Origin of the sequence: Staphylococcus sp. HMSC034C12 (assembly GCF_001835895.1) — a bacterium.
In the GTDB taxonomy this organism is placed as follows: Bacteria; Bacillota; Bacilli; order Staphylococcales; family Staphylococcaceae; genus Staphylococcus; species Staphylococcus hominis.
In genome coordinates this window covers 1-19,161 of sequence record NZ_KV826323.1, presented here as the reverse complement: position 1 = coordinate 19,161, position 19,161 = coordinate 1, and the positions used below count along the sequence as shown (strand labels likewise).

Sequence of the window (19,161 nt, the reverse complement as noted above, 5' to 3'; positions counted from 1 at the left end):
CAAAGGCTCCTTTAATTAAATACTTTTTTAGGTTTTATTTCGTTAATTTTGTCAGGATGATGTTCATAAATGGCTAATGCTTTTTCACTTATCTTATCAATAAACACAAATTGCTTTTCTAATGATAGAGTAAAATCTTTTTTTAGGAGTTTTTGACCATTTAAGATTCTATACTTTAAAGTGTCATCATCAATGACTACATATTGTAAACTTTTCAAACCATATTCTATAGGAAATAGATAATGTTGTAATGTTTCATGCTCATGTAATTCAGAAATTTTTTCAAGTGATAAACTTTCATTTATATTAAATCCACCCGAATTTATACGAGTTAACAACGACATATGAGCAGGATAGCCTAAAGCTTTGCCAATATCTGTTGCTAACGTTCTGATATAGGTACCTTTTCCACACGTTACTTTTATATCAAAATGACATGTTTGTTCTATAAATGTTAAATCAGATATTCGTTCAATTTCATCAATTTTAACTTGTCGTTTTGGCCGTTCAATAGTTTCTCCTTTTCTAGCATATTCATATAATTTTTTTCCATTTACTTTTACAGAGGAATACATTGGAGGAATCTGCTCTATTACTCCTTTAAATTCTTCTAAAACACGATCAACTTCTATAGAAGTAATCGTATTCGATGATATATTTACTTTTTCTATTACTTCTCCAGTTTGATCTTCAGTTGTCGTACTTTCACCTAATGTAATGGTTGCTTGATAAGATTTTCCCATATCCATGACATAGTCGCTCACCTTAGTTGCTGTCCCTATACAGATAGGTAGTACACCTGAAACTTCAGGATCTAATGTTCCAGTATGACCTATCTTTTTAGTTTTTAAGATTTTTCTAAGTTTAAATACAACATCATGACTGGTCAAACCACGTTCTTTATACACTGGTAATATACCGTTGTACATTTTTTCACACCCTTTAGTTTATTATGTCTCACTATGTATTATTAAATCATTTAATGTCTTATCCATATTTTATCAGTATTAATCATATAAAAAGGAGTAGGACTGAATTCATGTAAATGTTATCGTCCTACCCCCATTATATGTTGCATCTAAACTTCTTTTTCTGAAGTTATTTGATTGAATGTCACTGATTAATAACAATGATAAAGTATTATTTATCTTGTTTGTGTAAATCTTGAATCATTTTTTCAATTTTATTACCGTATTCAATTGATTCATCATATTCAAAGAATAACTCTGGTACTATACGTAATCTCATTCTTGAACCTAGCTCAGATTTAATGAATCCTTTTGCTTTATCTAAAGCTTTAAACGTATCATTAACTTCCTTCTTATTGCCAAGCACTGTTAAGAAAACTTTGGCTTGTAATAAATCATTTGTTAATTCAACGTCAGTAATAGTAATAAATCCTACTCTTGGATCTTTTACTTTATTATTAATGATATCCATAACTTCTTTTTTCATTTGTTCGCCAACACGTTCAGCTCTCATATTACTCATGGATATGTCACCTCTTTATTATTTAACATATGATTAGAAGAGAATGCTAAAGTGCCTACCTATATCATATACACTTTAGCCTCTTACAAATTAGTTATCTTTCAATTTCTACCATTTCGAATGCTTCAATAATGTCGCCTTCTTTAATGTCATTAAAGTTTGCAATTGTAATACCACATTCGTAACCTTGTGATACTTCTTTAGCGTCATCTTTAAATCGTTTTAACGTATCAAGTTCACCTTCGAATTGAACAATACCATCACGAATGACACGTACGCCTGCGTTACGAGTGATTTTACCTTCAGTCACGTAACTACCAGCAATGGTTCCAACTTTTGAAACTTTGAATGTTTGACGTACTTCAGCTTGTCCGATAACTTGTTCTTCAAATTCAGGATCTAATAAACCTTTCATCGCTGATTCAATTTCTTCTATAACATTATAGATGACTCTATGAAGACGCATATCAACATTTTCAGCTTCTGCTGCACGTTTCGCACCTGCATCAGGACGTACGTTAAATCCAACAATAATACCATTTGAAGCATTAGCTAATGTAACATCTGATTCATTGATTGCTCCTACAGCTGTATGAATAATACGAACATTTACGCCTTCAACATCAATTTTCATAAGAGATGCAGCTAAAGCTTCTACAGAACCTTGTACATCACCTTTAATAATGACATTAAGATCTTTCATTTCTCCTTGTTTCATTTGTTCGAATAAATTGTCTAATGAAACATTTTTGCTTTCTTGACGTTGTTGAATCACACTTGCTTCATGACGAGCTTCACCAATACGACGCGCTTGTTTTTCATCTTTGAAAATAACGAAGCGATCACCTGCTTGAGGTACATCGTTAATACCAGTAATTTCAACCGGTGTAGAAGGCCCAGCTGTTTTAATTCTTTGACCCAAATCATTTACCATAGCTCTTACGCGACCATACGTATTACCAACTACAATTGAATCACCTACATGCAACGTACCATTTTGAACTAATAATGACGCAGCTGGTCCACGTGATTTATCTAATTCTGCTTCAATAACAGTACCTACTGCTTGCTTATCAGGATTAGCTTTTAATTCTTGTACTTCGGCAACTAAACCAATCATTTCTAATAAGTCATCAATACCATCACCATTTAATGCTGAAAGTGGTACAAAGATTGTGTCGCCACCCCAATCTTCTGGAATTAAACCATATTCAGTTAACTCTTGCATCACTCGGTCTGGATTTGCAGTTGGTTTATCAACTTTGTTGACCGCAACAATTGTTGGTACATCCGCTTCTTTAGCATGGTTAATTGCTTCAATTGTTTGAGGCATAACGCCATCATCTGCTGCTACTACTAAAATAGTGATATCTGTTACTTGAGCACCACGTGCACGCATTGTTGTGAAAGCTGCATGTCCAGGTGTATCTAAGAAAGTAATTTTTTTACCATTATTTTCAATTTGATATGCACCAATGTGTTGTGTGATACCGCCTGCTTCTCCTGCTGTGACTTTAGTATTTCTAATTGAGTCTAGTAATGTTGTTTTACCATGGTCAACGTGTCCCATAATTGTTACAACTGCTGGTCGTTCAATTGCATCTGGATCGTCTTCTTCATCATCAAAATAAGTTGTTAGGTCTTCTTCATTAACAACAACTTCTTTTTCAATTTCAACACCATAATCATCTGCGATAAGTTCTAATGTTTCTTCATCTAATGATTGGTTAATATTAGCAACAATACCTAACAAGAATAATTTTTTAATAATGCCAGATGATTCGATATTTAATTTATCAGCAAGTTCTCCTACTGTAATACCTTCCTCATACGTGATTTTTGAAGGCATTTCTTTAGGTTCAGCAGCAGATTTGTTATTCTTACCTTTATTATTATTTTTGTTGTTTTTATTGTTTTTGCTATTTTTATTGTTTTTTTTCTTTGAATTAGATTTGTTTTGATTATTATCTTTTTTACTTTGTTGTTTTTGGTGATTATTTTGAGTGTTTTGTTTTTTATTTTCTTCATTTTGTGATGATTTGAACTTTTTATCAAGCATCTTAATTTGGCCATCTTCTAATGCTTGCATGTGATTGGATACTTCAACGTCCATTTTCTTTAACTCATCTATAATCTCTTTACTTTTAACATTTAATTCTTTCGCATATTCGTAAATTCTCTTTTTACTCATATAATCACTCCTTACAATATTCATCAATCATCGACATAAGTTTTTTAGCAAAACCTGAATCTGTCACGCCAACATTTACACGTTCTTCTTTGCCCAATGATTGTCCTAATTCTACTCTCGTACCGAAAACTCTAAACGGAACATGATATGTGTCACATTTATTCTTTATATTCTTTTTAGCGTTATCTGAAGCATCAGTAGATAAAATCACAAGTTTAATATTACGTTTTTTTATCTCAGATATGAGTACTGATTCTCCAACTTTAACTTTTCTAGCTCTCATCGCTAAGCCTAAAAAATTAAATATCTGTTCTTTTATCATTTAGGAATCTCTTCTCTATAAATTAATCGAATTACTTCTTTATATACAGGATCTAATTTTTCAGGACTTTCATTAAAGTACTTCTCGAGTACACCATTTTTTTGAGCATCTTCTACGCTTTTAACATCTTTTGAAACATATGCACCTCTACCTTGTTGTTTTCCAGTACCATCAGCGAAAATTTCGCCTTCTTTATTAATTACTACTCGAATCATGTCTTTTTTAGGACGCATTTCATTCGTGATGATGCATTTGCGCATTGGAATTTTCTTCTTCTTCATTTACTACTCACCCCATATGCTTAAACGTATTAATGTTCTTCTTTATTATCTGAAGCGTCTTGTGCTTCATTTGAAGTTTCATCAACTTCCGCTGATAATTCAGCTGTTGTTAAGTTTGTTTCTTCTAAATTGATGTCATCAATTTCAATATCTTTATCTTCAGAAAATACTATTTCATCAGCTTTTTCTTCAGATTCAATTACAGGATAAATCCCTGCTTCGCGAGCATCTGTTTCAGATTTAATATCAATTTTCCATCCTGTAAGTTTGGCAGCTAAGCGCGCATTTTGTCCACGTTTACCAATAGCTAATGATAATTGATAATCAGGTACTACCACTACAGTAGATTGGTTATCTTCATCAACAATAACTTCTAAAACTTGTGATGGGCTTAAAGCATTACGTACAAAAACGTTTGGATCTTCATCCCATTGAACAATATCGATTTTTTCTCCACCTAATTCTTCAACAACCGCTTCAACACGTGAACCTTTTGCACCTACACAAGCTCCCACTGCATCTATATCTGGATTTTCAGAGTATACACTAATTTTAGAACGATCTCCTGCTTCACGTGCAACTGATTTCACAATAACAGTTCCATCATAAATTTCTGGAACTTCTTGTTCAAATAAACGTTTTAATAAACCCGGATGACTTCTTGACACATAAATTTGTGGACCTTTTGTTGTTTGCTCTACTTTATTAACATAGACTTTAATTCTTTCATTTGGAATGTATGTCTCATTAGGACTTCTTTCAGCTTCAGATAAAACCGCTTCGATTCTACCTAAATTAACATACACATATCGATGATCAACACGATCAATCACACCTGTTAAAATATCTTCTTCTTTATCAATAAACTCAGAGTATAAAATTTCTCTTTCAGCATCTCTTAGACGTTGCATTACTGCTTGTTTAGCAGCCTGTGCGCCCACACGACCAAAGTCTTTAGGTGTGACATCTTCTTCGTAAATATCACCTATTTCATAAGCAGGATTTTTAACTAAAGCTGTGCTTAAATCAACTTCTTCACGATCATCAAATACTTCTTCTACAACTTCTTTACGTGCGATGACTTTAAATGTGCCTTCATCCATATTTAATTCTACACGGACGTTTCTAGCACTATCATAATTTTTCTTATATGCAGTAATTAAAGCTGCTTCAATTGCATCAATCAAAACTTCTCTTGGAATTTTCTTTTCCTTTTCTAAGTATTCAGTTGCTAATAATAATTCATTACTTGCCACAATTATTCCTCCTCATCACGTTAAATCATTACAGCGTGACGTGCTTTTGCAATTTTATTTCTTGGTATCTCAATTGTTTTTTTCTTTGCTTTTTCTTTAACTTCCATAGTTATTGTGTCATCATCGACAGACTTCAGAATGCCTAACCATTCTTTATCACCTTCAATTGGCGCATAAAGAGATACAAATATAGGTTGCTCTATCGCATTTTGATAATCTTTTTCTTTTTTTAGTGGACGTTCAGCTCCAGGTGAAGCTACATCAAGATAATACATTTCAGGAATAGGATCATTTTGATCCATTGCTTCACTTATTTTTTCAGAAGCAAGCGTACAATCATTTAAATCCACGCCACCTTCTTTATCAATAGAGATTCTCAAAAAACGATCTTTGCCTTCTTTTGCATATTCAACATCAACTAATTCAAAGTTTAAATCATCTAAAATGGGAGTAATGATAGTTTCTACTTCTTCAGTAATTTTACTCATACAGGCCTCCTTTTTTGGCAAATAGAAAAGAGCGGGTATATGCCCACTCTTTCTGCCTGAGTCTAAATTTTTACACAAACTAATTATAACATACTTTATATGCTTAAACAAATGAAGCTACTATTAATACTTCTAAGTTGTCCATTTACATATCAAAAATGGACAATTGTGCTTTATCTGGTAAATCTGGTAATGAACCCAAATCATCAAGGTATTCAATAATTTTTTGAGATAAACCTGCTTTTTTATTAAGGTCTTCTTTGGATAAAAATGGACCGTCTTCACGTGCCTCAACAATACGTTTAGCTACGTTTTCACCTAATCCTGGCACAGCAATAAATGGTGGGATCAATGTATCATCTTCAATAATGAAATCAAAAGCTTGACTTTTTTCTAAGCTAATCGGCTGCATTTTAAATCCACGATGTGCCATTTCATTCATTATTTCTAATACTGTTAATACATCTTTTTCTTTTTTTCCTAAATCCATATAACGAGAATACATATCTTTAACTGTGTTCTTAATACTTTCTTTATCTTTAATCATTGTAATTAAATCAAAGTCTGATGCACGAATTGTAAAATATGCTGCATAATAGTATAACGGATGATGCACTTTAAAGTATGCAATACGTACAGCCATAAGTACGTAAGCAGCTGCGTGAGCTTTAGGGAACATGTATTTAATTTTTAAGCATGAATCTAAATACCAATCAGGTACATCATTCGCTTTCATCGCATCTATCATTTCATCCGTAAGTCCTTTACCTTTACGCACAGACTCCATTGTTTTGAAGGCCATTGATGGTTCAAGCCCAGCATACATAAGATATACCATAATATCGTCACGACAACCAATTACACTGGATAAATCGCAGATGCCTGAGCGAATTAACTCTTGTGCATTACCAAGCCACACATCGGTACCATGTGATAAACCTGAAATTTGTACAAGTTCAGAAAATGTTGTTGGCTTAGTGTCTTCTAACATTTGACGAACGAAACCTGTACCAAATTCAGGTACACCAAATGTGCCTGTCTTACATAAAATATCCTCTTCTGTTACACCTAAAGAAGCCGGACTACTAAATATTTGCATTGTCTCCTTATCATCAACAGGAATCGTTTTAGGATCGATACCCGATAAATCCTGTAACATCCGTATCATTGTAGGATCATCGTGTCCAAGTATATCGAGTTTTAACACATTATCATGAATCGAGTGGAAATCAAAGTGTGTGGTCATCCAAGATGCACTTTGATCATCTGCTGGATATTGTATCGGTGTAAAATCGTAAATATCCATATAATCAGGAACTACAATAATTCCTCCTGGATGCTGTCCAGTTGTACGTTTAACACCTGTACATCCTTTGACAAGTCTATCGATTTCCGCACCACGTTTATGAATACCTTGATCATTTAGATATCCTTTAACGAAGCCAAATGCCGTTTTTTCAGCCACTGTACCAATTGTACCTGCTCGGAATACTTTATCTTCTCCAAAAAGTACTTTCGTATAGTTATGGGCATGCGGTTGATATTCACCACTAAAGTTCAAGTCAATATCTGGTACTTTATCTCCTTTAAATCCTAAGAAAGTCTCAAATGGAATATCTTGACCTTCTTTAATTAATTCGCCACCACATGTTTCACATGTTTTATCAGGTAAGTCGAATCCTGAACCTACCGACCCATCATCAAAAAATTCACTCGTCTTACAATGTGGACATATATAGTGTGGAGGGAGCGGATTCACTTCTGTTATCTCTGTCATCGTTGCAACAAAGCTCGAACCTACAGAACCACGTGACCCTACCAAATATCCATCATCTAATGACTTTTTAACTAACCGTTGTGATATGAGATAGATAACTGAAAAGCCATTACCAATAATACTATCTAATTCTTTTTCGAGACGATCAATGACAATTTGCGGTAAGTCATCACCATACAATTTTTTCGCATTTGTATAGCTTAATTCACGTATTTCTTCGTTAGCGCCCTCCATACGTGGCGTAAATAATTGATCTTTAATTGGAATTACTTTCTCAATTCGGTCTGCTAATTCATTCGTATTTTTAACAACAATATCATAGGCTTTATCTTCTCCTAAGAAATGAAATTCATCTAACATTTCATCTGTTGTTCTAAAATGTGCTTCTGGAAGTGTGGAACGATTTAATGGATTACCTGGTTGTGATGCAATTAAAATTTTACGAGCAATAGCATCATGCTCAAATAAGTAATGAGCATTACCAGTAGCTATCACAGGTATTCCTGTACTTTCTCCTGCTTTTAAAATACGATCATATATTTCATACAATGTTTCAGTATCACGAATTAATTCACGATCAATTAAATCTTGATAAAGTTTAGGTGGTTGTACTTCTATAAAATCATAATACTTTGCTATTTTTTCAACTTCAGATTGATCACGTTGCATCACAGCTGTAAATAATTCCCCTTCATCACAAGCTGTACCTACTAGAATGCCTTCTCGATATTCATTTAATAATGTTCGTGGAATTCTAGGTGTTCTATAATAATATTTTACTAAAGAAGCACTTACGATTTTAAATAAATTCTTGAGTCCATCTTGATTTTGAACTATGAGTGTGACATGGGTTGGTCGTGCACGTTTATAGGCATCTTCATTTGATAACTTTTTATTAATATCTTTATGATTAGTCACACCTAGTTCTTTCATCTGTTGAACCATTTTAATGAAAATATAAGCCGTTGCTTCAGTATCATAAATCGCTCTATGGTGTTGAGTAAGTTCAACGCCATATTTTTTAGCTAAGAAATTTAATCCATGTTTACCATATTCAGTGTTAATGGTACGTGATAATTCAAGAGTATCAATCACTCCATTAGTTGATGGACCGAAACCTAATCGTTCGTACCCTGTATCAATAAAGCCCATATCGAATGAAGCATTATGCGCTACAAAAATGGCATCTCCTACCCATTCCTTAAATTCTGTTAGTACTTCTTCAATTTCTGGTGCATCCACTAGCATGTCATCTGTAATGTGTGTCAGATTAATTATTGTTTCTGATAATTTTTCATGTGGATTACTAAATCTTTCAAATTTATCTATAATTTCGCCGTCTTTAACTTTGACAGCAGCAAGTTCGATAATTTGATCATATTGATTAGATAAACCTGTTGTTTCGACGTCAAACACTACATATGTAGCTTCTTTTAAATCTCTATCAGTAGGTTTATAGGCAATAGGCACACCATCATCGACTAACATGCCTTCCATCCCGTAAATCATTTTAATTCCATTTTTTTCCGCTGCACTATGAGCATCAGGAAAAGCTTGAACCACATTATGATCAGTAACAGCTATTGCTTTATGTCCCCATGCTGCAGCCTGATTAACGTACGCACTGATGTTTGGAATACCATCCATTTGACTCATTGATGAATGTAAATGAAATTCGACACGTTTCTCTTCTGCTTTATCTTGTTTAGGTGTCTTTTTGATTTCTTCAATATCTGACATCATCATGACTAAATCACGTACAAACGTATCTTCTTCTATACGACCTTGTGCACGTACCCATTTACCTACACTTAAGGCTTTAAAGTGATTTAAATCATCCTTATTTTTTCTAGTAAACATTTTTAATACTAAAGAATCTGTATAGTCTGTCACTTTAAGTTCAACAATGTGACGTCCACTTTTTAGTTCTTTAATGTTAATATCAAAGATAACCCCTTCAATGGCTACTTTAAATTCTTCTTCAATAATTGTTTCAATAGGTTTAATATTTTCAACGTGAATTGGCTTTCCTATTTGACATTTTTCAACACTACTGCCGTTATTATCTTGTTGTTTTGCTTTTTCAGCTTTTATTTTTTCAATTTTTTCTGTAGCTTCTTTAGCACTTTGTTGATCTTCTTCTTGAATATGTGCCTCTAATGAAGCAAGATCTTCATCTCTATTCGAATCATCAGTTTCAAATATTACTTTATCTATATCAAAGCCACATTTTTGAAATGCTTTTACTAAACTACCATTACATACTTTATCAAAATGATTTCTTTCAATATCATTTGAAGTCATTACTTTTAAAACATTACCTGACATAATTAAACGTTTTTGTTTAAGTTGACCCTTCACTTTTGGTGATAAAGCTGTGTGTTCAATACAATGTCCAAAATATTTAATCACATGTTCATCTTGATTCGATGTATTTTGAATTGTAAAATGCCAGTCCACATGTGCAATATCTTTAAACTCTTCTTTAATTGCATGAGTAAAGATTAAATAATCTTCATTTGAAAGAAAATAAGGTAACGTAATCTGAAATTCCCAACTTCTATTTTTATTTGATACATCTATTCGTGTGAGTTCACCTTTTTCAAGTATTTCTTTATCCAATTGATTTGAAATCTTAATTTGATCGGCAAGTACTCTAAATTTTTCCTGACTTGTCATTGCCACAAAGAATAACCACCTTATTTCGAACTTATCATTTACTTTAAAAAACTTGATTTATATTATACTACTTTCACATTTATTTTTCATGATTACAGTTTAACTAATAAAAACAATAAAAGAGGTTGGAAACAACAAAATGTTCCAACCATTTTTATTCATGTGCACCTATAGTTTTTCATAGAGTGAAGCAATGTGATTGTCTAATTCATTAACATGAACTTCTTCACTTTCACCCGTTTGACGCACTTTAACTTCAACAATACCTTCACTTGCATTTTTACCTACAACAATTCTTATCGGTAAACCAATTAAATCAGCGTCATTAAATTTAACGCCTGCACGCTCTTTACGATCATCATAAAGTACATCATATTTAGATTGTAATTCTGAGTATAATTTATCTCCTAATTCAAGTTGTTCTTCTTTTTTAGGATTGATTGTAATTAAATGTAAATCAAATGGAGTGACTGACTTTGGCCAAATAATACCATTTTCATCATTATTTTGCTCAACAATCGCACTTAATGTTCTAGACACTCCGATACCATAGCAACCCATAATTAAAGGTTGCGCTTTACCTTGATTATCTAAAAATTTAGCATTCATTGCTTCAGAATATTTCGTTCCCAGTTTAAATACTTGTCCAACTTCAATACCTTCTGCAAATTTTGCATTTCCAGAACCATCACTTAACGGTTCACCTTCTAAAATAAATCTAAAGTCTCCGTATTCATCGATATTAAAATCACGCTCAACATTTGCATTAATATAGTGATAGCCATCTTCATTAGCACCTACCACTATGTTATTTAAATCTTTAACAAAATTATCAGCAATAATTTTAATGTCTTTATTATGAATAGGTCCTAATGAACCAGGATTTGCTCCAAGTAAATTTACAATTTCATCTTGAGTCGCCATTTCCACATTATCAGTTTCAAAGTATGCTTTCACCTTCACATCATTGAGCTCGTGATGGCCTCTTACTAAAAACATCATGAATTCTCCATCCACTTTGAAAATCATTGTTTTTACAATTTCATCAATTGGACGATTTAAAAAGTCAGCCAATTCTTGAGCTGTTTTAATATTTGGCGTTTCTATTTTTTCTAGTGATTTAATGTCTGTATGTTTCTCATTTGGATAATACTTAACTTCAGCTTTTTCAATATTTGCTGCATAATCACTATTTTCACTATACACAATCGTATCTTCACCAATTTCACTTAAAGCCATAAATTCATGTGTATGATTACCGCCAATAGCACCTGAATCAGCTACTACTGGACGCGCATTAATTCCAACACGTTTAAAAATACGACTATAAGCATTGTACATCTCTTGATATGTTTGATCTAATGATGCTTCATCAGCATGGAAAGAATAAGCATCTTTCATGATGAACTCTCTTCCACGTAATAAACCAAAACGTGGACGTTTTTCATCACGGAACTTAGATTGAATTTGGAATAATGTTAATGGTAATTGTTTATAAGACTTTAATTCGTCTCTAACGATAGAAGTCACTACTTCTTCGTGAGTAGGTCCTAAAGCAAATTCTCTTCCATTACGGTCTTTTAATCGCATTAATTCAGGACCATAAGCGCCCCAACGTCCCGACTCTTCCCAAAGTTCTGCTTGCTGCAATGCTGGCATTAAAATCTCAACTGCATCAATATTTTCCATTTCTTCACGAATGATTTTAGAAATATGATTTAGTACACGTGTTGCTAAGGGTAAATAACTATAAATACCACTTGTGCTTTGTTTAATTAAACCTGCTTTTAATAACAACTGATGACTTAAAGCCTCAGCTTCAGAAGGGACTTCTCTCATTGTTGGTATAAAGACTTTCGATTGTTTCATTTTTTATCCTCCTAAATTATAAGAAATAACGTTGTATATCATTCCAAGTGACTAAGACCATAATAATCACTACAAATATAGCTCCAACAGCAATAATTGCAGTTTCAGCTTTTTTGTTTACTGGTCTTCTAAATATCGCTTCATAAATAACAAATAAAATTCTACCACCATCTAAAGCTGGAATAGGTAATAAGTTCATAATCCCTAAGTTAACACTCAGCAATGCCGTATAGTATGTTAATGCAATAATACCTTGTTTTACTACAGAATCTACATTGTGATAAATACCCACTGGACCATTTAACATATCAAAAGTAAAGCCACCTGTGAAAATACTTCCAATCATTGTTCCAACTGCTTTAAAAATAAGTACACTTGCATCTAAAAATTGTTGTACGCCTAATGCTAATGGCTTAAATAGTGAATGTTCATTCGCAGGTTGAAAACCTAATACATAAGAAGTTTTAGAATTTAATTTTGTCTGTTTAATCACTTGTTTTTTAGGTGTAACATCTAGTGATTTGGTGTGACCATCTCGTACAATTTTAATTGTTGTTTGATGGTCTTTCGTTTTATTAAGTGCACTTTGAATATCGCTAAAATCGTTAATTTTATAGTGTCCAACTTGAACAATTTTATCTCCAGCTTTTAATCCAGCTTCTTGTGCTGGATAATTGTCTGCTAATTGTTTTACTGTAGGGGTAGGCGTACCTTGATAATAAGCTAAGCCAATAAATAGTACGAGAGCTAAAATAAAGTTAAATAATGGGCCCGCAAATAAAGTTAAAAACTTAGGTAATGGTTTTTTATGTGTAAATTGACGATGCCTTGGTGCAATTTGAATTAAACTACCATTTTCAACAAAGTAAGCTTTTTTAGCAATATTAAAATGATGTCTTTCATTATCATATGCTGTAATACCTTCAATATATAAATCATCTTTAAAATCACATCGTTTAACTTCAATCGCTTCAATTTTTTGGAATTTATGTTGATCATCTAAAATAATATGTGTAATTTCATCTTGTTCATTTAGTTTTATTTTAACATTCATTCCTGGCTGAACGGGTGGTTCTTCTAATCCATCTCCTGCCATTCTTACATACCCACCAACTGGAAGTAAACGTATTGTATATAACGTTTCATCTTTACGGAAACTGAAAATTTTGGGTCCCATTCCAATCGCAAATTCTGGACACATAATACCTGCACGTTTTGCAAAAAACATATGTCCATATTCATGTACTGTAACGAGTACACCAAATACGATAATAAATGAGACGATTGTGATTAAATAACTCACTTACAACACCTCAATTAATTTTAATATTTAAATTATCTAGAATATAAGATTTTAGATTTTAAATTTTATAATAATTTCTAGTATAAAAAAACAGTTTTAAAAAAAGAGCTATAAAGTACACGATTATATAATATTAATCAAATGTGAACTCAATAACTCCTCAATTATATCATTATATGCTTTTCATAAATAAAAAAAACGTTAATTTTTTATTACATTTGTAGTAATAGAATGTTTAACAGTGGTAAAACAAACATAAAGCTATCAAATCTATCTAAAATACCGCCATGTCCTGGCAAGATTCTGCCTGAATCTTTAACACCAAAATGACGTTTAAAACCAGATTCTACTAAGTCACCTAATTGACCAAATACACTTAAAATAATTGTAATTAATAATAACAGCCAAATATTTAGATGAAAATCTACAAAAAACATCATTACAAGTGGAACAATTAAACTACAAATGAGTCCTCCAATAAAACCTTCAATCGTTTTGTTTGGACTAATAACTGGCCATAGTTTGTGTTTCCCCATTAATCGTCCAAATATATATGCGCCAGTATCTGTTAACCATACGATTAAAAATGCAAAAAGTATATAATGTAAACCATAAGAACGTGTAGCATAAAAATACATAAATCCTATTCCAACGTATGCTACAGACATTAAACAAAATGCAGCGTCCATAAAGCTAAATCTGTTTTTCGAAAGTACAGTATAACTTAATAGTATGAAGCTCATTGCAATTAAACTTTTTAATTGAACATCACTCACCCAATCTCCGGCAGACTGAGGAAGCATAATAATAATAAGCGCTATAGCACTGAAAATACCTGGAATTGATAAAAATTTAATCATATTCATATTTAACAATTCTTTTAAAGCAATGAGCGCCAGCAAATAAGCAAAAAGCATTAAAATAGTTCCACCTTTTAATAATATAGGTAGAAAAATAAGCAATGCTATAATCGCGGTCAATGTTCTTACTTTCATAATTTACTCCTCACTTAATCCTCCAAAACGTCTTTGGCGAGATTGATATATTTTTATACATTGTTTTAATTCTTCACCATCAAAGTCTGGCCATAACTTCTCATTAAAAATAAATTCACTATACGAAGCCTGCCAAATTAAGAAGTTACTAAGGCGTTGTTCTCCAGATGTACGTATTAATAAATCTGGATCTGGATCTGGATGGGTCATTAAATGTTTGGAAATCATCAATTCATCAATATCATCACTGTTTTGACCATTACGTTGAAGTTCATCATAAATTGATTTCATACTTTGAACAAGTTCAGCTCGTCCACCATAATTAATGGCAAATACTAATTTCAAGCCTGTATTATTTTTGGTTTTTTCTTTAGCATAATTAATCGCCTCAATTGTTGATTGGGGTACTGCATCTAAAAAACCAATAGTTTCTATCTTAACATTTTTCTCTATAAGTTCTGGTAGAAATGTTTTTAAAAAATTCACAGGTAAATTCATGATATAATTAACTTCACTTTCAGGTCTTGACCAATTTTCCGTTGAAAAAGCGTATAAAGTTAAATATTTAATACCTAAATGACTTGCTTCACGTGTCACTTTTTTTATGGTTTGCATACCTTCATAGTGACCTTTAATTCTAGGCATTTTACGCTTTTTTGCCCAACGACCATTTCCGTCCATGATAATTGCTATATGTTCAGGTAAATTATGTATATCTAAATCATCATTTTGATTGATTTTAGTCTTATTTCTTTTTATTAGCTTTCTAAACATGGTCTTTCCTCCGAGCCTGATCATTTCTGTTATATTATATAGGTTATTTAAGAAATCATCTATCATTTTATCATACTAAATAATGGCATTGAATAAGCAAATTAAAAAACTGTACCAAAGTCTGACTTGGCACAGTTTAGACTAAAACAATTTATAATCTTGTCATAGAAGAGTATGATGAAATATTAAACAGACATAATATCTTTTTCTTTTTCATCAACTAAATTATCAATTTCTTTAATTGAATTGTCTGTTACTTTTTGAACATCTTCTGTTTGGCTTCTTAAATCATCTTCAGTAATGTCTCCATTTTTTTCGTCTTTTTTCAATTGATCATTGATATCACGACGAATATTACGGATTGAAACTTTTGAATCTTCACCGATTTTTTTAACATTTTTAACTAATTCTTTACGACGTTCTTCAGTTAAAGCAGGAACAGTGATACGAATAACTTCACCGTCACTAGTAGGGTTCACACCTAGGTTAGCAGCAATAATCGCTTTTTCAATATCAGCTACAGATGATTTATCATATGGAGAAATGACAAGTAAGCGTGCTTCAGGCACGTTTATACTCGCTAACTGTTGAACTGGTGTTGGGGCACCATAATAATCAACATTTACTCCGTTTAATAAATTAGAATTCGCTCTACCCGCACTAATATTAGCTAATTCACGTGATAAATTTTCAATTGATTTTTTCATTCTAGATTTTGTATCTTGAATTATCTCACTCATACATTTACACCTCTAATTATTTAGTAATTAATGTACCAATTTTTTCGCCCATAACGGCACGTTTAATATTGCCTTCTTCCATAATAGAGAATACATTTAATGGAATGTTATTATCCATACAGAATGAAGAAGCAGTTGAATCCATAACTTGTAGGCCTTCTTGTAACATTTGAATATGTGTTAGATGATCATATTTTACAGCATTTTTATCAATTTTTGGGTCGGCAGAATACACACCATCAACATTATTTTTACCCATTAAAATGACATCGGCCTCTACTTCAGCTGCACGTAGTGCTGCAGTTGTGTCAGTAGAGAAGTATGGATTACCAATACCAGCTGCAAAAATAACTACGCGTTTTTTCTCTAAATGTCTAATTGCGCGACGACGAATATAAGGCTCAGCAACCTGTTTCATTTCAATTGAAGTTAATACTCGTGTATCACAATCTAATTGCTCTAAACTATCTTGTAATGCCAATGCATTCATTACAGTAGCAAGCATGCCCATATAATCAGCTGTACCACGGTCCATGCCTAAATCGCTACCTGTTTTACCTCTCCAAATATTACCGCCACCAACGATAACAGCTATTTCACAATCCATTTTAGCTACTTCAGCGACTTGTTTTGCTACACTTTTAATGATGATAGGATTGATACCAAAACCTTTTTCACCTGCAAGTGCTTCACCACTAAGTTTCAGTACTACACGTTTATATTTAGAAGTCTGCGCCATTATTTTTTCCTCTCTATGATTAATGATATGTAATATATACAAGTAAAGAAGACACTAATGGTCTTCTATAATAAAAGAATTTTATTATATAGAATTCCTTAAAGGTGTCTTCTTTCTTGTTAGAATAATGTGAACAAATTATTTCATTTGACCTTTAACTTCATCAGCAAAGTTTTCTTCGCGTTTTTCCATACCTTCGCCTACTTCATAACGTACGAAGTCAGCTAATTTACCGCCTTTAGATTTTAAGAAAGCTTCAACTGTTTGATCTGGGTCTTTAACGAAGTTTTGGTCAACAGCACAAATTTCTTGAAGATATTTACGTAAACGACCTTCAACCATTTTTTCAACGATATTTTCAGGTTTACCTTCATTTAATGCTTGTTGTTTTAATACTTCTCTTTCGTGATTAATTTCTTCGTCACTTACTTGGTCTGAAGAAACATATTTAGGATTAATTGCAGCGATGTGCATTGCTACATCTTTAGCTGCTTCTTCATCAGTAGAACCTTCAACAACAGTCAATACACCGATACGTCCACCCATGTGTAAGTATGCACCAAAAGCATCGTTATCAGATTTAGTTCTAATAGCAAAACGACGGATGCTTAATTTTTCACCGATTGTTGAGATAGCCTCTTTCATTCTTTCATCAACTGTTTGACCACTTGCTAATTTAGTTTCTAATAAAGCTTCTACTGTTTCAGCTTTACTTTCAAGGATTTGATTAGCAATTTCTTTAACTAATTCTTGGAATCCTTCGTTTCGAGCAACGAAATCAGTTTCAGAGTTAATTTCAACGATTGCTGCTTCATTACCTTTTACTTCTACATGTACTAAACCTTCAGCAGCGATTCGATCAGCTTTTTTAGCTGCTTTAGCAATACCTTTTTCACGTAAGTAGTCGATTGCTTTATCGATATCTCCATCAGTTTCAGTTAGCGCTTTTTTACAATCCATCATACCTGCGCCAGTTCTTTCACGTAATTCTTTAACAAGTTTTGCTGAAATTGCCATTAATTATTCCTCCAATATGTCTAATTGTAATAATAGATGATATTTAAATATTACCATTAAAGGTACTATTATTTCCAATACTCTATTACGATTTATTAATAATTTTTTAAATTAAGGTTATTTTAAAAATAAAATCTGATTTAAAAGTATAATTGAATATTTATCTTTTATATTTATACCCAATTTACTATCCATTTTAAATAAATATTTTAAAAAAAGGGCGATAAGCATTACATCTTATCACCCATTTAAACTATATCTTAGTTTGATTCAACAGTAGTATTTTCTTCAGTTGATTCTGCTTTTTGAGTTTCTTCACTTTCATCTAAATCGATGTTTTGTTCTGCAGCTACTTCATCGTTTGAAATACCTTGTTGACCTTCTAAGACAGCGTCAGCCATTTTACCAGTTAATAATTTAACGGCACGAATAGCATCATCATTCGCTGGGATAACATAGTCGATTTCATCAGGATCACAGTTAGTGTCAACGATACCAACGATAGGGATATTTAATTTACGTGCTTCAGCAATCGCATTGCGCTCTTTACGAGGGTCAACTACGAATAATGCTTGAGGCATAGATTTCATATCACGAATACCGCCTAAGAATTTGATTAAACGGTCATATTCTTTTTTAAGTTCAACAACTTCTTTTTTAGGTAAAACGTCAAATAAACCGTCTTCTTCCATTTTTTCAATTTCAGAAATACGTTTAATACGTTTTGAGATTGTTTTATAATTAGTTAAGATTCCACCTAACCATCTTTGGTTAACGTAGAATTGACCAGCACGTTCTGCTTCAGCTTTAACTGATTCTTGTGCTTGTTTTTTAGTACCTACGAATAAGACTTTACCGCCATCTTCAGATACTTGTTTTAAGAAGTTATAAGCTTCTTCAACTTTTTTTACTGTTTTTTGTAAGTCAATGATATAAATACCATTTCTTTCAGTAAAGATATATTTTTTCATTTTTGGGTTCCAACGGCGTGTTTGGTGACCGAAGTGAACACCGGCTTCTAGTAATTGTTTCATTGAAATTACTGCCATGTTAAATTCCTCCTATTGGTTAATTACCTCCATAGTAAACTAATATAAAGACAATACTTAAGACTGCACCCTTTATATTTACATTCACTACGTGTGTATTGGCTTTATAGCCGTCAATAATAATATCATATCTAGAATCATTACGCAACATTTTTTGGCTCTATAATAAATTGGACTGATGACTAAAAAT

Annotated in this window: 17 protein-coding genes; all 17 read right to left on the bottom strand. The window is 32.4% G+C overall.

Annotated features, from left to right (window positions below):
• Positions 1-11: 11 nt before the first annotated feature.
• Complete coding sequence (truB, locus tag HMPREF2629_RS05365; RefSeq protein ID WP_048762395.1) at positions 12-929, bottom strand: tRNA pseudouridine(55) synthase TruB; 918 nt, start codon at positions 927-929, stop codon at positions 12-14.
• Between the two features lie 211 nt (positions 930-1,140).
• Entirely contained in the window at positions 1,141-1,491 is a 351-nt protein-coding gene (gene rbfA, locus HMPREF2629_RS05360; RefSeq protein WP_019835112.1) for a 30S ribosome-binding factor RbfA, read from the bottom strand.
• 94 nt (positions 1,492-1,585) lie between these two features.
• A complete protein-coding gene (gene infB, locus HMPREF2629_RS05355; RefSeq protein WP_019835113.1) occupies positions 1,586-3,682 on the bottom strand; it encodes a translation initiation factor IF-2 in 2,097 nt (698 codons plus the stop codon).
• Between the two features lie 4 nt (positions 3,683-3,686).
• Positions 3,687-4,004: a YlxQ family RNA-binding protein gene (locus HMPREF2629_RS05350; RefSeq protein ID WP_017174611.1), complete on the bottom strand. Its 318-nt coding sequence runs from the start codon at positions 4,002-4,004 to the stop codon at positions 3,687-3,689.
• A complete protein-coding gene (gene rnpM, locus HMPREF2629_RS05345) occupies positions 4,001-4,285 on the bottom strand; it encodes an RNase P modulator RnpM (RefSeq protein WP_002448835.1) in 285 nt (94 codons plus the stop codon). Before rnpM ends, HMPREF2629_RS05350 begins: the two co-directional genes overlap by 4 nt.
• Positions 4,286-4,314: 29 nt before the next feature.
• Positions 4,315-5,541: a transcription termination factor NusA gene (gene nusA, locus HMPREF2629_RS05340; RefSeq protein WP_019835114.1), complete on the bottom strand. Its 1,227-nt coding sequence runs from the start codon at positions 5,539-5,541 to the stop codon at positions 4,315-4,317.
• 20 nt (positions 5,542-5,561) lie between these two features.
• Complete coding sequence (gene rimP, locus HMPREF2629_RS05335) at positions 5,562-6,029, bottom strand: ribosome maturation factor RimP (protein WP_017174609.1); 468 nt, start codon at positions 6,027-6,029, stop codon at positions 5,562-5,564.
• A gap of 145 nt (positions 6,030-6,174) precedes the next feature.
• Positions 6,175-10,485, bottom strand: a complete 4,311-nt coding sequence (locus tag HMPREF2629_RS05330) for a PolC-type DNA polymerase III (RefSeq protein WP_141708538.1) — start codon at positions 10,483-10,485, stop codon at positions 6,175-6,177.
• Between the two features lie 168 nt (positions 10,486-10,653).
• Positions 10,654-12,354, bottom strand: coding sequence for a proline--tRNA ligase (locus HMPREF2629_RS05325; RefSeq protein WP_017174607.1), 1,701 nt, complete (start codon positions 12,352-12,354; stop codon positions 10,654-10,656).
• 16 nt (positions 12,355-12,370) lie between these two features.
• Positions 12,371-13,657 carry an RIP metalloprotease RseP gene (gene rseP / locus HMPREF2629_RS05320; protein ID WP_017174606.1) on the bottom strand — a complete coding sequence of 429 codons (1,287 nt, stop codon included), beginning with the start codon at positions 13,655-13,657 and terminating at the stop codon, positions 12,371-12,373.
• A gap of 212 nt (positions 13,658-13,869) precedes the next feature.
• Positions 13,870-14,652: a phosphatidate cytidylyltransferase gene (locus tag HMPREF2629_RS05315; RefSeq protein ID WP_017174605.1), complete on the bottom strand. Its 783-nt coding sequence runs from the start codon at positions 14,650-14,652 to the stop codon at positions 13,870-13,872.
• Between the two features lie 3 nt (positions 14,653-14,655).
• Positions 14,656-15,426: an isoprenyl transferase gene (locus tag HMPREF2629_RS05310; protein ID WP_017174604.1), complete on the bottom strand. Its 771-nt coding sequence runs from the start codon at positions 15,424-15,426 to the stop codon at positions 14,656-14,658.
• A gap of 185 nt (positions 15,427-15,611) precedes the next feature.
• Positions 15,612-16,166 carry a ribosome recycling factor gene (gene frr / locus HMPREF2629_RS05305; protein WP_017174603.1) on the bottom strand — a complete coding sequence of 185 codons (555 nt, stop codon included), beginning with the start codon at positions 16,164-16,166 and terminating at the stop codon, positions 15,612-15,614.
• Positions 16,167-16,182: 16 nt separating this feature from the next.
• Positions 16,183-16,905: a UMP kinase gene (pyrH, locus tag HMPREF2629_RS05300; RefSeq protein WP_017174602.1), complete on the bottom strand. Its 723-nt coding sequence runs from the start codon at positions 16,903-16,905 to the stop codon at positions 16,183-16,185.
• A gap of 138 nt (positions 16,906-17,043) precedes the next feature.
• Positions 17,044-17,922: a translation elongation factor Ts gene (tsf, locus tag HMPREF2629_RS05295; protein WP_017174601.1), complete on the bottom strand. Its 879-nt coding sequence runs from the start codon at positions 17,920-17,922 to the stop codon at positions 17,044-17,046.
• 260 nt (positions 17,923-18,182) lie between these two features.
• Positions 18,183-18,971, bottom strand: coding sequence for a 30S ribosomal protein S2 (gene rpsB, locus HMPREF2629_RS05290; protein WP_002448842.1), 789 nt, complete (start codon positions 18,969-18,971; stop codon positions 18,183-18,185).
• A 19-nt stretch (positions 18,972-18,990) separates the two neighbouring features.
• A complete protein-coding gene (locus tag HMPREF2629_RS11285) occupies positions 18,991-19,122 on the bottom strand; it encodes a hypothetical protein (protein WP_256096029.1) in 132 nt (43 codons plus the stop codon).
• Positions 19,123-19,161: the final 39 nt, after the last annotated feature.

Bases quoted from the DNA above. Each gene is read 5' to 3' on its own strand.
- pyrH (WP_017174602.1), bottom strand. From the start codon at position 16,905: ATGGCGCAGACTTCTAAATATAAACGTGTAGTACTGAAACTTAGTGGT.
- tsf (WP_017174601.1), bottom strand. From the start codon at position 17,922: ATGGCAATTTCAGCAAAACTTGTTAAAGAATTACGTGAAAGAACTGGC.
- rnpM (WP_002448835.1), bottom strand. From the start codon at position 4,285: ATGAAGAAGAAGAAAATTCCAATGCGCAAATGCATCATCACGAATGAA.
- rbfA (WP_019835112.1), bottom strand. From the start codon at position 1,491: ATGAGTAATATGAGAGCTGAACGTGTTGGCGAACAAATGAAAAAAGAA.
- infB (WP_019835113.1), bottom strand. From the start codon at position 3,682: ATGAGTAAAAAGAGAATTTACGAATATGCGAAAGAATTAAATGTTAAA.
- HMPREF2629_RS05350 (WP_017174611.1), bottom strand. From the start codon at position 4,004: ATGATAAAAGAACAGATATTTAATTTTTTAGGCTTAGCGATGAGAGCT.
- HMPREF2629_RS11285 (WP_256096029.1), bottom strand. From the start codon at position 19,122: ATGTTGCGTAATGATTCTAGATATGATATTATTATTGACGGCTATAAA.
- HMPREF2629_RS05325 (WP_017174607.1), bottom strand. From the start codon at position 12,354: ATGAAACAATCGAAAGTCTTTATACCAACAATGAGAGAAGTCCCTTCT.
- HMPREF2629_RS05315 (WP_017174605.1), bottom strand. From the start codon at position 14,652: ATGAAAGTAAGAACATTGACCGCGATTATAGCATTGCTTATTTTTCTA.
- HMPREF2629_RS05310 (WP_017174604.1), bottom strand. From the start codon at position 15,426: ATGTTTAGAAAGCTAATAAAAAGAAATAAGACTAAAATCAATCAAAAT.
- frr (WP_017174603.1), bottom strand. From the start codon at position 16,166: ATGAGTGAGATAATTCAAGATACAAAATCTAGAATGAAAAAATCAATT.
- rimP (WP_017174609.1), bottom strand. From the start codon at position 6,029: ATGAGTAAAATTACTGAAGAAGTAGAAACTATCATTACTCCCATTTTA.
- HMPREF2629_RS05330 (WP_141708538.1), bottom strand. From the start codon at position 10,485: ATGACAAGTCAGGAAAAATTTAGAGTACTTGCCGATCAAATTAAGATT.
- rpsB (WP_002448842.1), bottom strand. From the start codon at position 18,971: ATGGCAGTAATTTCAATGAAACAATTACTAGAAGCCGGTGTTCACTTC.
- truB (WP_048762395.1), bottom strand. From the start codon at position 929: ATGTACAACGGTATATTACCAGTGTATAAAGAACGTGGTTTGACCAGT.